General features: G+C 68.5%; 11 protein-coding genes and 1 pseudogene. 4 read left to right on the forward strand and 8 right to left on the reverse strand.

Annotated elements, in window-relative coordinates; all coding sequences use genetic code 11:
- Positions 1–28: 28 nt before the first annotated feature.
- Positions 29–367: a hypothetical protein gene (locus A5730_RS02915; protein WP_055405505.1), complete on the reverse strand. Its 339-nt coding sequence runs from the start codon at positions 365–367 to the stop codon at positions 29–31.
- A gap of 32 nt (positions 368–399) precedes the next feature.
- The gene (locus A5730_RS02920; protein WP_067895407.1) at positions 400–1,629 is read right to left on the reverse strand and encodes a D-alanyl-D-alanine carboxypeptidase family protein; all 1,230 of its coding nucleotides are present in this window, start codon (positions 1,627–1,629) and stop codon (positions 400–402) included.
- 277 nt (positions 1,630–1,906) lie between these two features.
- Here A5730_RS02920 and A5730_RS02925 point away from each other — a divergent pair, with 277 nt between their 5' ends.
- The 3 genes from A5730_RS02925 to A5730_RS02935 all read left to right on the forward strand — a co-directional run bounded on the left by A5730_RS02925 (position 1,907) and on the right by A5730_RS02935 (position 4,774).
- The gene (locus A5730_RS02925; protein WP_156745661.1) at positions 1,907–3,067 is read left to right on the forward strand and encodes an MFS transporter; all 1,161 of its coding nucleotides are present in this window, start codon (positions 1,907–1,909) and stop codon (positions 3,065–3,067) included.
- A gap of 130 nt (positions 3,068–3,197) precedes the next feature.
- Entirely contained in the window at positions 3,198–3,434 is a 237-nt protein-coding gene (locus A5730_RS02930; protein WP_369829851.1) for a hypothetical protein, read from the forward strand.
- Positions 3,435–3,532: 98 nt separating this feature from the next.
- Positions 3,533–4,774 carry an MFS transporter gene (locus A5730_RS02935; RefSeq protein ID WP_156745662.1) on the forward strand — a complete coding sequence of 414 codons (1,242 nt, stop codon included), beginning with the start codon at positions 3,533–3,535 and terminating at the stop codon, positions 4,772–4,774.
- On the opposite strand, the gene A5730_RS02940 is transcribed toward A5730_RS02935, so the two are convergent.
- The gene (locus tag A5730_RS02940; RefSeq protein WP_067895421.1) at positions 4,771–7,677 is read right to left on the reverse strand and encodes an RND family transporter; all 2,907 of its coding nucleotides are present in this window, start codon (positions 7,675–7,677) and stop codon (positions 4,771–4,773) included. The genes A5730_RS02935 and A5730_RS02940 overlap by 4 nt on opposite strands.
- Positions 7,678–7,802: 125 nt before the next feature.
- A complete protein-coding gene (locus tag A5730_RS02945; RefSeq protein WP_082946691.1) occupies positions 7,803–9,155 on the reverse strand; it encodes an aspartate aminotransferase family protein in 1,353 nt (450 codons plus the stop codon).
- 129 nt (positions 9,156–9,284) lie between these two features.
- Between A5730_RS02945 and A5730_RS02950 the strand changes: the two genes are divergently transcribed.
- Positions 9,285–10,187 (forward strand): sigma-70 family RNA polymerase sigma factor, encoded by a 903-nt coding sequence (locus A5730_RS02950; RefSeq protein WP_067895426.1) that lies wholly within the window; start codon positions 9,285–9,287, stop codon positions 10,185–10,187.
- 24 nt (positions 10,188–10,211) lie between these two features.
- Here A5730_RS02950 and A5730_RS02955 read toward each other — a convergent pair whose 3' ends face one another.
- The 4 genes and pseudogenes from A5730_RS02955 to A5730_RS02970 all read right to left on the reverse strand — a co-directional run.
- A complete protein-coding gene (locus A5730_RS02955) occupies positions 10,212–12,815 on the reverse strand; it encodes a phosphatidylglycerol lysyltransferase domain-containing protein (protein ID WP_067895429.1) in 2,604 nt (867 codons plus the stop codon).
- Positions 12,812–14,116, reverse strand: coding sequence for an esterase family protein (locus A5730_RS02960; protein WP_067895432.1), 1,305 nt, complete (start codon positions 14,114–14,116; stop codon positions 12,812–12,814). The genes A5730_RS02955 and A5730_RS02960 overlap by 4 nt, the downstream gene beginning before the upstream one ends.
- Positions 14,117–14,436: 320 nt before the next feature.
- The gene (locus tag A5730_RS02965) at positions 14,437–15,300 is read right to left on the reverse strand and encodes an aspartate/glutamate racemase family protein (RefSeq protein WP_067895435.1); all 864 of its coding nucleotides are present in this window, start codon (positions 15,298–15,300) and stop codon (positions 14,437–14,439) included.
- Between the two features lie 162 nt (positions 15,301–15,462).
- A pseudogene (locus A5730_RS02970) lies at positions 15,463–16,080 on the reverse strand (carboxymuconolactone decarboxylase family protein); the annotation flags it as partial.
- Between the last annotated feature and the right edge of the window lie 42 nt (positions 16,081–16,122).

A 16,122-nucleotide genomic window follows, 5' to 3' on the forward strand; every position in this document is an offset into this window, starting at 1 on the left:
CCAAATCATCGGGGCTTTCGGCTAATCGTTATGTGGCGCCGCCGGTCCGCAGCCGATCGCGCAGCAATTCGATAACCCGCTCGGGGTCGTCGGGGCTGATGCACGGCCGCACCTGGCGCCCGAGCTCGAGCACCAAAAGCGTTTGCTTGCGGCCCCGCCGGACGTCCAGCGGGAACCAATAGCGCGGGTCGCCCGCTCCCCAGATCCGACCCTTGCCGCTGTTCCAGGTCATCTGCTCGGTTTTGACGCCCTGGATCTTGCTGTAGGGGATCCGCTTCGGGGTGGCCAATGGAAAGTAATAGCGCCGGATAGTGATTCCGTCCTCGTCGAGCCGGAGGCCGGAGTCCTCATACAAGGCTTCGCTCATCCGCAAGACGGTGCCACAGCAAACTTCTGCGGTCAACGATGCTGATGTTGCGGCCGGCGGTTCATCGACCTCGCGACCATGATCAACGCGAACACGATGATGGCGCCGATGATGGCGACGCCGACCCGCACCGGCAACGCGTCGGCCGAGGGCAGCAGGTCGGCGGCCTGGGCGCCGTTGGCCTGCCGGTCGGCGGCGGTGTCGCGCTTGGCGGGCGCCAGCGAGGGGTCGGGCTCGATCAGGTTGCCGACCTGCGTGCCCCGCGGCGTGCCGAACCCGTAGTCCAGCAAGTGCGCCGCCTGCTCCCACGGGGCGATCGGCTGCCGCGTCCCGTGCAGCAGCACCGCCATCAGGCGGCGCCCATCGTGGTTGGCCGCGCCCACGAACGTCTGGCCGGCGTCGTCGGTGTAACCGGTCTTGCCGCCCAGGGCGCCCGGGTACTTGTAGAGCAGCTGGTTGTCGTTCTCCAGTTCGTAACCGGGGTGGTCGCCGTGGCCGGGGAAGTCGAACGTGCGCGTCGCGACGATGTCGGCGAAAGTCGGGTTCTGCCAGGCGTATCGGTAGAACAGGCCGATGTCGTAGGCCGAGGTGCTCATGCCTGGGCCGTCCAGCCCGGACGGCGTCGCCACCCGGGTGTCCTTGCCGCCGAGCTTGGCGGCCAGCACGTTGATCTTCTCCACCGCTTGCTGCATGCCGCCGAGTTGCATGGCCAGCGCGTGCGCGGCGTCGTTGCCCGAGTGCATCAGCAGGCCGTGCAGCAGCTGGTTGACCGTGAACACCCCGCCCTCTTCCACGCCCACCTTGGTGCCCTCGGCGGCCGCGTCGTCGGCGGTGCCGGGTACCGCCTTGTTCAGGTTGAGCGCGTTGATGGACGCCATGGCGACCAGCACCTTGATGATGCTGGCGGGGCGGTGCCGGCCGTGCGGGTCCTTGGCCGCGATCACCGCACCGCTGTCCAGGTCCGCCACCAGCCACGCGTCGGCGGAGACGTCGGTGGGCAGCGGCGGCGTGTCCGGGGCGGCGACGATCCCGCAGCTGGCCAGCGCCTCGCCGCCGACCGGCTTGGGCGGCACCGCCAGCGGGATCGGCGGGTCGCCGGCTTGGGGAACCTCCGACGAATCGACCGCCGGTGGGGTGTTCACCTTGAAGGGGCAGCTCGGCGGCGCGGCGTTGGGCTCGGCGCTCGCGGTGGGCAGCGCGACCGGCGCGGCCGTCAGGAAAACCGCCGCTGCCAGGCACGATACGGAACGTATGAGGCTCATTATCTGTGCAGACTAGGCGATCGCGGCCCCGATTCCCGGGAGCCGCGCTGTGACTGTTGGGACAGGAGTTAAGACCGGCCGGTCACTCGGCTCTGAGCAGTCAATTTCGCGGATCGTATCCGTTCGAAGTGCCGTTCTCGCAGTTCAGGGCCCGGTATCGTGACCCGGCATGCGCGTACCGTTCGCGCCCGACGCGTCGGCAGAGACGAACCCGTTTTGGCGGCTGCTTTCCCAAGGCACCATCCACACCGCCGGGATGCAGCTGAGCAACGGTGCCGTGGTGTTGCCGTTCATTGCGGCGCACCACGGTCTCACGTGGGCGGCCGCGATGCTTTTTCCCGCGTACAGCATCGGCTCTATCTTGGGGCACTCGATGTCTCCGGCGGCGCTGCAGCGAGCAGGCCAGATGCGGCACCTGCTGCTGGCGGTGTTAGCGGCGGCCTCCGCGGCGCTGATCGTCTGTGACGCGGCAATCGCCTGGACCGGACTGTTCGCCACGGCGGTGTTCGTGCTGGTGTCCGCAGTCGGCGGGGTCGTTGTTGCGCTGTCCCGCGTTGCGTATCTCGACCTGATTTCCAGCGAGCTGTCCGACTTTCGCCGGGGCGAGCTGCTACTCGTCAAGGGGGCCATCGGTTCGGTGCTGGCTACTGCCGTCGCTCTGGTCTTTGTGCCACTGCTGGCCCACGGCAACACAATGGCGTATCACCGCGACCTGCTGTGGCTGGGCGCAGTCGGGCTAGCCGCATCCGGAATCGCGGCATTGTTCCTAGGCCCGATACGGTCGATGCCCCGCACCAGCCAAATGTCGTTTCGGGATACCTATCGGCAGGGCTTCGCGATCGCTCGGTCTGAGCCGTGGTTTCGCCGGTATGTGATCACGTCGTTGCTGTTCGCTCCGGTCAGCTTGGGCGCCACCTTTTATGCGTTACGAACCGCGCATCAGGGCGGCGGATTGCATGTGCTCGTCATCGTTTCCAGCATCGGGCTGGTGGTCAGTTCGCCCCTGTGGTCAAAGGTTTACCGGGCATTCGGAGTGCGCGGCATGCTGGCCGGCAGCGGCGTCCTCAGCGCCGTCGCCGCCGCGTTGTGCGTGCTGACTGAGATGTCCGGCCATTGGTTCCGTGTCTGGGTGTACGGCACGGTGTTCTTACTGGCGACGGTGGCCGGTGCGGCCGTTGTCGCTGCCGGCATCTCGTGGATCGGCGCGTTCGCGGCCGAACAGCACCGCGGGACACTGATCGGCTTTTGCTCGACAGTGGTGGCAGTCATGTCCACGGTGCTCGGGGCCGCGCTCGGCGGAATAGCCCAGAAACACACCACCATCTGGCCGGTTGTCGTGGTGTTCCTGCTGTCCGCCGTCGCAGCGCTCGCATCCCTGGGCGCACCCCGGTCGGGAACTCGGCGTGCCATCGACCGCCGCGAGCCCAGCGAGGCCTAGCAGCTCGATCCGCGCCCGAAGCCGTCGAGGGTCGCCTTCAGCCCCTAGAATGTCGGTTATTCCAAACGGTGGGTTGTGGTCTCGGCTGCGGGGTTCCGGCGGTGGCGCCGGCGCACCCGGCCCCCGGCCGCTGAAAAACCTGATCAAGCAGGTCGAGAAGGCAACGCAGGTCCGCCGCTCCGGGCTCGACCAGGTGCTGACCGAGTTGAAGGCGCATCGTGACACCACACCGGATGCCGACCTGCGGTCCGCGCTCGCCTGGCTGTGCAACGCGGTCGCGCGATTCCAGAGCGACCCGACCACCCCGCGGTCCCGGGAGCTGGCGCTGGCCGCCTACGAGGTGAATCGGATCCTCGCGGCCGGCTGACCCGCCGCCCGTTCCCCCGATCGGGGGACACGCAATTCGTCCGGTCCCGTCCGATCGGAGGATAGTTCTGCCTGCTCAGCGCGCATAACGTCCTCGTCATGGCCGTAGTACCGGACGGGGTGTCAGCCCAGACGAACCCGTTCCCGCGCATGCCCTCCCAGGGCGCGTTCTACACCGCCGGAATGCAGTTCAGCAACGGCGCGGTGGTGCTGCCGTTCATCTGCGCGCACCTGGGCCTGACCTGGCTGGCCGCGCTGCTGTTTCCGGCGTACGGCCTCGGATCCATCGTGGGCAATTCGGTGTCGCCGGCGGTCCTGCGGCGAGTGGGCCAGATGCGGCACCTGATGCTGGCGGCGATGGCGGCCGGCGCGGCCGCGCTCATCTTGTGCGACTCGGTGATCGCCTGGAACGGCGTGCTCGCGGCGGCGATATTCCTGCTGACGAGCGCCGGCGGCGGCGTCCTGGTCGCGGTCTCCAACGTCGCCTACCCGGACATGGCCTCCGGCAAGCTGTCCGCGTTGAAGCTGCTCATGGTCCAGGGGACCATCGCGTCGGTGGTGGCCACCGTCGCCGCGCTGTTGGTCGTGCCCGGGCTGGCCACCGGCGACAAGGCGACGCTGCACCGTGACCTGCTGTGCCTGGGCGCGTTCGGCCTGGCCGCCTCCGGCTTCGCCGCGCTGTTCGTCGGCCCGGCGCGGTCCGCCTCGACCGCCCCGAGGACGTCCGTGCGCGACACCTACCGGCAGGGCATCGGGGTCGCCCGCACCCAGCCGTGGTTTCGCCGGTACGTGGTCACCTTCCTGCTGTTCGCCCCGGTGACGCTGGGCACCACCTTCTATGCGCTGCGCACCGCGCAACAGAGCGGCAATCTGCGGGTGCTGGTGTTTCTGTCCACCACCGGCATGGTCATCGGTTCCGCGCTGTGGCACAAGGTTCACCAGCTGTTCGGGGTGCGCGGCATGATGCTGGGCAGCGCCCTGCTCAGCGCCGCCGCCGGCGCGCTGTCCATCGCGGCCCAGTCGTGCGGCCAGTGGACCCACATGTGGGCCTACGGCACGGCCTTCTTCTTGGCGACGGTCGCCGCGCTGGCCGTCTTCGCCGCGGCCATTTCGTGGATCAGCGTCGTGGCCGCCGAACCCCACCGCGGAACGCTCATCGCGTTTTGCTCGACGCTGCTCGCCCTCGAAACCACGGCGTTGGGCGGCGCTTTCGGCGGCATCGCGCAGAACCGCTCCGCGATCTGGCCCGTGGCCGTCGTGGTGGTCCTGGCCGTCGCCGCCGCCGTCGCGGCGCTGGGCGCGCCCGCGTCGCAGCCACGGAGCGCGGCGGTGCCCGCCTAGCGCGGCTCCGCCTGCGGCGACCTTTCGGCGGGCGTCAGCAGCAGGGCGCGCACCAACCGCCGGGCCGCGTACGGCCGCAGCATCTGACTGGCCGGGCGCGGGCGCACCGGTTGCGGCCACCAGAACCAGCGCCCGAGCACCGCGGCGATCGACGGCGTCATCAACGAGCGCACGATCAGCGTGTCGAACAGCAGGCCCAGGCCGATGGTGGTCCCGATCTGACCGATGATCCGCAGATCGCTGAACACGAACAACGACATCGTCACGGCGAACACCATGCCCGCGGCCGTGACCACCCCGCCGGTGCCGGCCATCGCGCGGATGATCCCGGTGTTCAGCCCGGCGTCGAGCTCCTCCTTGAGCCGGGAGATCAGCAACAGGTTGTAGTCCGATCCGACCGCCAGCAGCAGCATCACCGACATCGCCAACACCAGCCAGTACAGGTCGATGCCGAGAAGGTCCTGCCAGACGAGGACGGACAGGCCGAACGACGAGCCCAGGGACAGCAGCACCGTCCCGACGATGACGGCGGCGGCGATGATGCTTCGGGTGACGATCATCATGATGATCAAGATCAGGCTGATCGCGGCGACGACGGCGATCAGCAGGTCGTAGAGGGCGCCCTCTTGCAGGTCCTTGAACGTCGCCGCGACGCCGCCCATCGAGATCACGGCGCCCTGCAGCGGCGTTCCCTTGATCGCCTCCTTGGCCGCCTGCTGAATCGGCTCGACGCGGGAAATGCCCTCGGGCGTAGCGGGATCCCCGTCCAGCGAGATGATGAAGCGGGCCGCCTTGCCGTCGGGCGACACGAACAACTTCAGCACCCGCTTGAAACCCGGTGCGTCAAAGACCGATTGGGGCAGGTAGAACGACTCGTCGACGTTGGCGGCGTCGAAGACCCGGCCCATCGCGCCGGGGTCTTTGCTGTTCATCTCCTGTTCCTTGTTGAACGACGCGAGCGTGCCGTGCCAGACCACCAACACGTCTCGCATGATGGTCATCGTCGACAGCATCGGCAGCATCTGCGCGCGCATCTGCGGCAACAGCCTGATCAAGACGTCCATGTCCTTGGCGAGGAATTGCAGCTTCTCGCTCAGCTGGTCCACGTTGTCGAACGTGTCGAATATCGCTCGCAACGCCCAGCACACCGGGATGTCGAAACAGTGCCTCTCCCAATAGAAATAGCTGCCGATCGGCCGAAGGAAATCGGAGAGGTCCGCGAAGTGATCCCTGATCGTGTCGGTGATGGCCGACATGTCGTGGGTGAGGTGATCCATATCCGTGGTGTCGTCGATCATCTCGCCCATGAGTTGATACATGCGCTGCATCGCCGCGATTGATGCGTCCATGGCGTGCTCCTGCACCAGCATGTCGTCCAGCCGGCCGTTCATGAACTGCGTGTTCTCGTCGTTCACCACGTTCTGCATGCTGAGGATGTACGGGATCGAGGTGTGCTTGATGGGAGTCCCCAGGGGCCGGGTTATCGACTTCACTTGTGCGACACCGGGGCTGTGAAAGATGGCCTTTGCGACCTTGTCCAGCACCAGCATGTCCACTGGGTCGCGCATGTCGTGGTCGGTCTCGATCAACAGCACCTCGGGATTCAGCCGGGCCTGCGAGAAGTGCCGGCCCGCGGCCCGGTCCCCGACCAGAGACGGCATGTCCGGCGACATGAATCCGCGCAGATCGTACGTCGTCTTGTAGTTCGGTAGGGCCAGCAGGCCGACGGACGCCACCGCGCACGTGGCGGCGAGCACCGGGCCGGGCCAGCGGACGATCGCGGTGCCCACCCGCCGCCACCACCGAGTGTTCGGCCGGCGCTTGGGATCGAGCAGCTTGAAGAAGCCGGCCACGGTCAGCACCGCCGGGCCGAGCGTGAGCGCGGCCAGCACGGCCACCAACATGCCGACGGCGCAGGGGGCCCCGAGCGTCTTGAAATACGGGAGCCGGGCCAGGCTCAGGCAGTACATGGCGCCGGCGATCGTCAGGCCCGAGCCCAGAATCACGTGGGCAGTGCCGTGAAACATGGTGTAGAAGGCCGTCTTTCGGTCTTCACCGAGGTGACGCGCCTCGTGGTAGCGGCCGAGCATGAAGATCGCGTAGTCCGTGCTGGCGGCGATGGCCAGCAGGGTCAGCAGGTTCGTCGCGAAGGTCGTCAGGCTGACGACGTTGTGGTAGGCCAGAAACGCGACGACCCCGCGGATCGCCCCCAGCTCGACGCCGACCATGACCAGGACGAAAACCATGGTGACGGCGGATCGGTAGATGAACAGCAACATCGCCGCGATCACCAGGGTGGTGATCAGAGTGACCTTGGCGACGCTCTTGTCGCCGGCCTCGGTCTGGTCGGCGATCAGCGCGTACGGGCCGGTGACGTACGCCTTGACCCCCCGCGGCGCCGGCGTGCCGTTGACGATGCGCCGGACGGCGTGAACCGAGTTGTATGCCTGGGTTTCGTTGTTGCCGACGAGGTACACGACGCTGTACGCGGCCTTGCCGTCCGCGCTTTGGGATCCCGCCGCGGTCAGCGGATCGCTCCAGAAATCCTGAATGTGCGCGACGTGCGAGGTGTCCGCCGACAGCTTGCGTATCAGCTCGCCGTAGAACCGGTGCGCGTCGCTACCGAGGGGCTTTTCGCCTTCCAGCACGATCGTCACGGCGGTGTTGGAGTCGAACTCGCCGAACACCTGGCCGATGTGCTTGATCGCCTGAACCGCGGCGGCGTCTTTCGGGCTCAGCGACACCGAGTGGGTTTTGCCGACCGCCTCCAACTGCGGGACGGCGATATTGAGGATCGCGGTGAGCCCCAGCCACAACAGCACGATCGGCACCGCGAGACGGGCGATCGTCCGCGGCAGCAACGGCGCTTTGCCAGCCGGTCTGGCCCCCGGTCCGTTCTTCACCCTGCCGCGGCTCCTTTAAGAGGTTCGGCTGAGAGCGCCCATCGCGGCGAACGTACACCTCCGGCGGCCGACGGCGACTTGTATTTCCGCTAATCGTTATGTTTGCCCGCGCTCAAAAAAGGCGGCTACACCTTGCCGAGCACGTCGCGCAGGATCGATTCGATGGTGTCGAATTCGTCCTGACCGCTGATCAGTGGGGGCGCCACCTGCACGACCGGATCCCCGCGGTCGTCGGCCCGGCAGTACAGGCCCGCCTCGAAAAGCGCGGGGGACACGAAGCCGTGCAGCACCCGTTCGCATTCGGCGGCGCTGAACGTCTCCTTGGTCGCCTTGTCCTTGACCAGCTCGATGCCGTAGAAGTAGCCCTCGCCGCGGACGTCGCCGACGACGGGCAGGTCGTACAACCTCTCCAGGGTGGCGCGGAAGGCGGACGCGTGTTGCCTGACCCGGTCGTTGAGGCCCTCGCGCTCGAAGATGTCGAGGTTGGCCAGCCCGACGGCCGTCGAAACCGGGTGTCCGCCAAAGGTATAGCCGTGCGGGAAGACGGTGGCTCCGTCGTTGAACGGCTCGAACAATCGCTCGCTGGCGATCATCGCGCCCAGCGGTGAGTAGCCCGACGTCAGGCCCTTGGCGCAGGTGATCATGTCGGGCACGTAGCCGAAGTCCCCGATCTCACTACTGCAGGCGAACATCGAGCCGATCCGGCCGAAGGCGCAGATCACCTCGTCGGACACCAGCAGCACGTCGTGCTCGTCGCAGATCTGGCGCACGCGCTCGAAATAGCCCGGGGGAGGGGGGATGGCACCGCCCGCGTTCTGCACCGGTTCGAGGAACACGGCGGCGACGGTCTCCGGGCCCTCGAACTCGATCGCCTCGGCGATCCGGTCGGCGGCCCATCGCCCGAACGCCTTGGGATCGTTGGCGAATGGCTCGGGCGCGCGGTAGAAGTTCGTGTTGGGCACCCGGAAGCCGCCCGGCGTCACCGGTTCGAAGGGCGCCTTGTACGACGGGAGGCCGGTGATGGCCAGGGCGCCCTGGGTGGTGCCGTGGTAGGCGATCGACCGCGAAATCACCTTGTGCTTACCGGGTTTGCCGGTGAGCTTGAAGTACTGCTTGGCCAGCTTCCACGCGGTCTCGACGGCCTCGGTCCCGCCCGTGGTGAAGAAAACCCGGTTCAGGTCGCCCGGGGCGTAGCGGGCGAGCCGCTCGGCGAGCTCGATCGCGGTCGGGGTGGCATAACTCCACAGCGGGAAGTACGCCAGCGTGCTGGCCTGCCGCGCGGCGACCTCGGCGAGTTCGGTGCGGCCGTGCCCGACCTGCACCGTGAACAGCCCGGACAGGGCGTCGAGGTAGCTCTTGCCGCGGTCGTCGAAAATGGTCACGCCGTCGCCGCGGACGATGACCGGCGGGGTGATTCCGGCGCCGTGCCGGGCGAAGTGCAGCCACAGGTGTTCTGTCATGGTGCCTGCGAGACTAATCGCGCTGGGCTGATGGCGCGGCTCCTTTCTCGCGCCGTTTCGGCGCTCGCCGTCGCCGCGCTGGGCTGATGGCGCGGCTCCTTTCTCGCGCCGTTTCGGCGCTCGCCGTCGCCGCGCTAGGCTCGCGATATGACCGGGACCGAACAGGTCTCACAATTCGAAGCCCTGCGACCGCACCTGATGGCGGTCGCCTATCGGCTCACGGGCACGGTGGCCGACGCCGAGGACATCGTGCAGGAGGCCTGGCTGCGTTGGGACGGGCAGGACAGCCAGATCGACGACCTACGGGCCTGGCTGACCACCGTGGTGAGCCGCCTGGGCCTGGACAAGTTGCGCTCGGCGGCGCACCGGCGCGAGACCTACACCGGCAACTGGCTGCCGGAACCGGTGGTCACCGGTTTCGACCGGACCGACCCGCTGTCGGCCGTGGTGGCCCAAGAGGACGCCCGGTTCGCGGCGATGGTGGTGCTGGAGCGGCTGTCGCCGGATCAGCGGGTCGCGTTCGTGCTGCACGACGGGTTCGCGGTGCCCTTCGCGGAGGTGGCCGAGGTGCTGGGCACCAGCGAGGCCGGCGCCCGACAGCTGGCGTCGCGGGCCCGCAAGGCCGTGACGGCCGAGCCGCCGCCCAGGCCCGACCCCTCGCACGACGAGGTGGTGGGCCGGCTGATGGCCGCCATGGCCGCCGGCGACCTGGACGCCGTGGTCTCGCTGCTGCACCCCGACGTCACCTTCACCGGCGATTCGAATGGCAAGGCGCCCACGGCCGTTCAGACCATCCACGGCCCGGACAAGGTGGTCCGGTTCATGCTGGGCCTGGCCCAGCGGTACGGCCCGGGCATGTTCACCTCGTACGAGCTGGGTCTGGTCAACGGCGAGCTGGGCATCTACACCGCGGGGCTGCCTGCGGCCGACGGGTACCGCGAGATGATGCCGCGGATCACGGCGGTGACGGTGCGCGACGGAAAGGTCAGCGCCCTATGGGATATCGCCAACCCGGACAAGTTCACCGGCTCTCCGCTGCGGCGCCCCTGACGCCGGAGTCGCCATGGCGGGCGACTATCTGCGGGCGAGTTTGCGCGCCAGCCGGATCCCTTGGCGCGCGGTGAGGTTCGGTAGGTAGGCGCGGCTGATCGCGTTGGCGATCGCGGGCAGCGACGACGGGTCGCGGTAGGCCATGTACAGCGGCTGGTACTCGGGCTGGAACTTGGCCTTGAAGCTGAGCAGCGACCGGAAGCCGTACACGGGCTCCAGCGCTTTGCCGGTGACGTCGAGGATGCGGTCCAACGCCGTGACCTCGTTGCCCCGGGCCAGCCGGGCCAGCGGGGCGCCGGACAGACTGAGGAACTCCGCGCCCTCCTCCCGAAAGCTCTGTGCGGCAGAGGCGATCAAGAACTCCATCACGCCTTTGAAGGGGCTGCTGCCCCGCCTGCGCATGAAGTCCAGCGTCCAGCCGACCGTCTGCCCTTCGGAGTAGACCGGCAACCAGCTGGTGATGCCGTGCACGATCCACTGCTCGTCCACGGCGATCAGGCATCGCACGGCCGGGTCGTCGAGCTCGTCCAAACCGCCCAGCGTCCAACCCATTTCGGGCATGCCCTTGTCGGCGACCCATTCCTCGGAGATCACCCGCACCTGGTCGCGGATCGACAATGGCGCCTCCGGATAGCTCGTCCACTCGGCGCGAATGCCCTCCTTGGCCGCCTTGTTCAGCGCGGTCCGAATGTCTTGCCACTTCTTGCCTTTGAACTCCAGCTCGGCCAACGGCACCACGGTGTCCTCGGCCACCTGCACCGCGGACCAGCCCAGCGCCAGCGCGCGGTCACGCACGTCCTCGGTGATGCTGTACATGCACGCCGTCCAGCCGTTACGGTCGCAGAACCGCTCGAACCCGCGGATCGCGTCGTCCTGCGCGCCGGAGTCGCCCAGCGGGCCGCCGGTGGTCAGCGCGACCGCGGCCACCACGCGGTAGGCGAGCGCCGCGCGTCCGTCCTCGGTGAACCAGTACGCGTTGCCAGGCCAGGTGCTCATGTAGGCCAGCGAGGATCCGCTGTTGGCCACCATCAGGTTTCGTGCCCGGGTCGCCGCCTCGTCGTCGACGACGACGCTCGCCCGCCAGAAGCTGACCACCAAGCCCGCCAGCAGCATCACCCAGAACACCGCTCCGCAGAACTCCCAGGCCAGGAGCGCAAGCCCGCTGTTGGGCAAGAACTTTGCGCTGTGCGCCAGTTCGTAGGCCGGCGGCAGGTAGCGGGTGGGCAGGTCGGAGACCAGCTGGGCGAGGCTCGGCGGGGGATCGAATTCTTTGCGCTCCCAAAATGCAACCAGCAGGTAGCCGCCGGCGGTGAGCGCCGCGGTGGCCGCCAGGCCCAGCCCCAGCCGCAGGTAGGTGGCGCGCGGCGCGGTCACCGTGAACAACGGCCGGGTGAACAACAACAGCGCAATCATCAAGCAGGGCACCACGATTGGGGCGATGAGAATCAACGTGTCGTGGGCGAACGAGTATGTGTCGTCCGCGTCGTGCACGAAAGATCCCGCGTCGGCCGCGTCGCGGGTCCACAGCACGGCGAACCAGGCGCTGCCCGCGACCAGCGCCGCGTTGAGCAGCAACGCCAACCACCAAGCGAAGCGGCGCCCCCGGCGCAAACCGACCGCGGCCGCCAGCAGCAGCAGCGCCGGCCCGACCGAGGTGATCGCCGACCCCACCCCGGTGCCGAGGGTCTGCGAGACCGCCAGCCGGCACGCCTCGCTCAACCCGGGATCGACGCACAGCTGCCGCATGCGCTCGCTGTCCTCGGCGGGAGAGGCGAACAGCGACTGCAAGATTCGCAGCGGGCCGTAGCCGGGGTAGGCGAGCCAGGCGCCGGTGGAACCGAGCAGGGTCAGCAGGGGGCCGAATGCCGTCGCCGCGACCACCGTGGCCACCAGCACCCTGGCCTCCGAGCGGGAGGGGGGCGAGACGGCGGCACGCGCCTCCGACCGGTAGAACAGCCAGCCCAACAGCAGTCCGGCCACCGCGCCGAAAACCCGCAAGACGTCGAGCAGGGTGCCCGAATACAGCGCGAACACCACCACGCCGCTGAACATCAACAGCCGCAGCCGGCGCCGCCACAGCGCCGACAGCTTGAACGTCATCACCACGGCGAGGCAGACCAGCGCCGGCGTGGTGCCGACCGCGACCTCCTTGTCGAGGTTGGTCAACCAGGAGTCGCCGGTGCGTGACAGCAGCGCGACGGCGCCGACACCGAGCAGGCTGCTCAGCACCTGGCCGGTCACCAGGAATACGGCGGTGCGGCGTGGGCCGAGCAAACGTTCGGCGGGAACGCCCACGGCCACCGTGAACAGCGTGGCGACGACGTAGGCGGCCAGCGACACGTTCCACAGCCCGGCGGTGAGCGGCGTCCACCAGAAGCCGCGCTCCAGCTGGGATGTGCCGATGGCGACCTTGGCCACCAGGCCGTGGGGCATGCCCGGCGCATTCTCGGTGTTGTTCGACCACACCGACCACGCGTGGGTGACCGCGCCGAGCACCCACAGCGTGACGACCAGGCCGACGGTGACCGGCGACTGCCGCAGCAGCGCGAGCGCCCGCCGCGCGTTGTGCTGGACGACGGCGCGCTTGTCGAGCACCGTCGTCGGTTTGTCGAGCACCGCGGCGGTCATTGGGTCAGCCCCGTGCGCGCCGCCAGCCACGGAATCGCCGCTTCGAACGAGGCCCGGAACACGGCGAAGGTGTGTCCTCCGGGAAATTCCTGCCACTGCACTTTCATGCCGGCCTGCTGGCAGGCCGCGTAGATCTCCCGCTGCTGGGGGTTGTAGACCCCGTCGTCGGAACCCGCCGTGATCAGCGCGTTGGTGTCCGGATACTGCCGCTTGGCCATGATGTCCTTCGGTGTGACGTTGTTGTAGGCGGCCTCGTCGCCGTTGAACAACTTGGCGACGATTTCGGCGTGGCTGGTCAGGATCGGCTCCCGCTGGCCGGACATGTCCACCACGTTGGCATAGGCCTCAGGGGCGCGAAGCCCGACCAGCAGCGAGCACGTGCCGCCGGACGACAGGCCGCCGATCCCCCACTGGCGGTGGTCCCGGCTCACTTGCAGGTTCGCCGATACCCAGCGCGGAAGGTCCTCGGCCAGGTAGGTCTGCGGCGTGCCCCAGGCGGAGTCCACGCAGCTCGGATTGTTTTCCGCGACACCTTGCTGGTCGGCCATCACCACCACCGGGGCCAGGCCCTTGTGACGCGCGGCGAACTGGCCGAGCGCGTCGTCGACGTGCACCTTGTCGATCCAGTCGCGCGGCGCTCCCGGGTCGCCGGGAAGCAGGACGAGCACGGGCAGTTCGGGCCGCGGTGTGGCCAGGTAGGCCGGGGGCAGGTAGATCAGCGCCTCACGCGGGCTGAACCGGCCCGACGCCGGAATGGACGCCTTCACCACCTGGCCGTCCGCGGGCATGTTCGCCGGCGGCTGCCACAGCTGGTCGAGCGTGCTGCCCGCCGCGGCGCGCACCGCGCTGGCCTGGCTCGAGGCGACCGAGGACAGGTCGCCGACGGGGTGCAGCAGCGGGTTCACCAGCTTGCGTGCGGTGGTGAACGCCGCATAGTGAATGTTGGCCTGCGCGGCGATCACCACCACCGACCACAGCACGCCCAGCACCATCAGCGCGCGCACCGGCCAGCCGGACCGGCGCATCCTGGCAGCCGACAGGCACAACACCAGGGCGGCGACCCCGCCCCAGGCGAACAGCGTCCACGGGATGATGTCGGGATAGGGATGCCAGCGGTAGTTCACCGTGAAATAGCCGGCCACCGCGACCGCCACCGCTATGGCCACGCACAGCGGCACCGCCCGTAGCCACCACTGGCGCCCCCGCCTGCACAACAGCGCGACCAGAAGGCCGAGCACCGACACGGCGATCAGCGCCTGCGCCGGGAAGTCGATCAGCGACCAGTCCAAGGGCGACTTCATACCCCTCCGTTTGGCTTCGCACCCAGTTCCGCAACCTGTATGCCCCGGCGAGCCGGCCCCCCGTCCGCCGTGGCCGACCCAGCGATGACTAGCGACGAGCCCAGGAGTAATGGCTGTATATCACGATGGGCGAGCGGTTTTCACCGACTCTGCAGAAGTTGCACCGCGGCCCTTTTCGCGGGGACGGCGGGCGTCAATGCCTTCAATGTCGCGCCGCCCGGATGGGGGCGGTTACCGGGGCCTCCGACGGCGCCGGCCGGCATCAAGAATGGCCGCCGCGGACCCTCGCGATCGGCGCCGGCAACGAAAAGGCTTGCGCCCTAAGCGATGTCGCGGATCCGAATGAGTTCGGCGGCGCCGCGTTGCGGCCGGTGCGGCCGCCAACGCGACAGCGCCCAGCGGCGGGACGGCCGCGCCGCGGCAATGGATTCAATGTCGGTCGGCGGGGTCGCGCGGGTGCCCGGATCCACCAAGAGGCGGGATGCTTCCTCGACCAGCGCGGTCACGCTGTCGACGACGGGCTTGCCCGCCATCTCGGCGTCGACGACGCCGTAGAGCTCATTGCAGTCCAGTATCAGCGCGTCCACATTCTCCCCGAGCCCGGCGATGACCCGGCGGAATTCCTCTGGCACTGGGACGGGAGCCGTGGACCATTGCAGCGACTCGATGAACCGGTCGACGATCTCCTGATCGCCCGGCGCGGGGGCCACGACGGCGATGCCGGCGTCGCCGAGGCCGCGCTCGTAGGCCGCGGAGGACACCATGATGCTCGACGCGACGAGTCCGACCCGGCGGACGTTCAGGCGTTGCAGCTTCCGGCCGGTCGCCTCGACCATGCCGACGCATGTGAGTGCGCCCAGCGCGGGGTCGACCGTGGTGGCGTTGCAAGCGACGGCGATCACGTCCGCGCCGGTTCCGGCGAGGGAGCGAGAGGTCCGGGTCACGAGGTCCCGCAACGCTTCCTGGTGCCCGGGCCGAGGCGAGCCGGCCGCGGCGGCGTCCACCAGGCGCCGCTGCACACCGATGGTGTGCACGACCACGTCCGGGTATGAACCGCCCGTCAGCGCCCTATGGTTCTCGCACAGCATCGCGTAGAACCGGGCGGTGGTGCGGGGGCCCAACCCATCCACGACACCGAGCCGCCGTTGCGGCGCCCACCGATCGGAGCTAGCGAGTTGGTCCATGTCGATTCTCCAAGTCCGGTGGCGTCCGTTTTCGGGCACACGATGACTATCCCCGCTCGGCCGCGCCGTGTCTTCCACCATCCGGCTCCCGCGGTGGGGGAGCCGGCCTTCCCCACATCGGACGACCCCGGGTCCGTCGATCGGGGGAGCGCTGGTCACCGGCTACGGCGTGGCCGCCCACGGAACCCGGCACGCGTCCCCGGAACTGAATCCCTGCTCGGTGATGCCCAGCGCGGTGTTCATCCGGGCCCGCATGTTCTCCACGCCGATCTGATAGGTCAGCTCGATCACCCCCGCGTCGCCGAACCGGGCGCGCAGGTCGGCCACCTGCTCGTCGGTGACGGTGTGCGGATCGGTCGTCATCGCGTCGGCGTAGCGGATCGCGGCGCGCTCGTCGTCGGTGAACGCCGTCGAAGTGGCGTAGTTGTCGATGTCCTTGAGCCGTTCGATGTCCAGGCCGTCCAGGCGCTGCAGCATGGACCCGAAGTCGACGCACCAGGAACAGCCGATGCTGCGAGCGGTCCACAGCACCGCCAGCTCGCGCACGCCGACCGGCAGCGTCTTGGACGCCCGATCGAGCATCGTCTCGTGCACGGCCCCGGCGACCATCAACTTGCGATGGTGGGCGGTCACGGTGAACGGTTCGGGAACCTGGCCGTAGCGGCGCTTGGCGATCCGGTACATGGCGCGGGTCAGCGGCCCGGCGCGGTTGGGGGACAGGGGCTCGATGCGCGTTTTCTGTGTCATATCCCTCAGACGGGATGGCACGCGAAAGTGTGACGGCCTCGCGCGCACAGACGCGGAAATCCGCCTCGTGGGCGG

It is taken from the genome of Mycobacterium sp. ACS4054 (genome assembly GCF_001667275.1).
In the GTDB taxonomy this organism is placed as follows: Bacteria; Actinomycetota; Actinomycetes; order Mycobacteriales; family Mycobacteriaceae; genus Mycobacterium.

Bases quoted from the DNA above. Each gene is read 5' to 3' on its own strand.
- A5730_RS02915 (WP_055405505.1), bottom strand. From the start codon at position 367: ATGAGCGAAGCCTTGTATGAGGACTCCGGCCTCCGGCTCGACGAGGAC.
- A5730_RS02920 (WP_067895407.1), bottom strand. From the start codon at position 1,629: ATGAGCCTCATACGTTCCGTATCGTGCCTGGCAGCGGCGGTTTTCCTG.
- A5730_RS02935 (WP_156745662.1), top strand. From the start codon at position 3,533: ATGGCCGTAGTACCGGACGGGGTGTCAGCCCAGACGAACCCGTTCCCG.
- A5730_RS02950 (WP_067895426.1), top strand. From the start codon at position 9,285: ATGACCGGGACCGAACAGGTCTCACAATTCGAAGCCCTGCGACCGCAC.
- A5730_RS02955 (WP_067895429.1), bottom strand. From the start codon at position 12,815: ATGACCGCCGCGGTGCTCGACAAACCGACGACGGTGCTCGACAAGCGC.
- A5730_RS02960 (WP_067895432.1), bottom strand. From the start codon at position 14,116: ATGAAGTCGCCCTTGGACTGGTCGCTGATCGACTTCCCGGCGCAGGCG.
- A5730_RS02965 (WP_067895435.1), bottom strand. From the start codon at position 15,300: ATGGACCAACTCGCTAGCTCCGATCGGTGGGCGCCGCAACGGCGGCTC.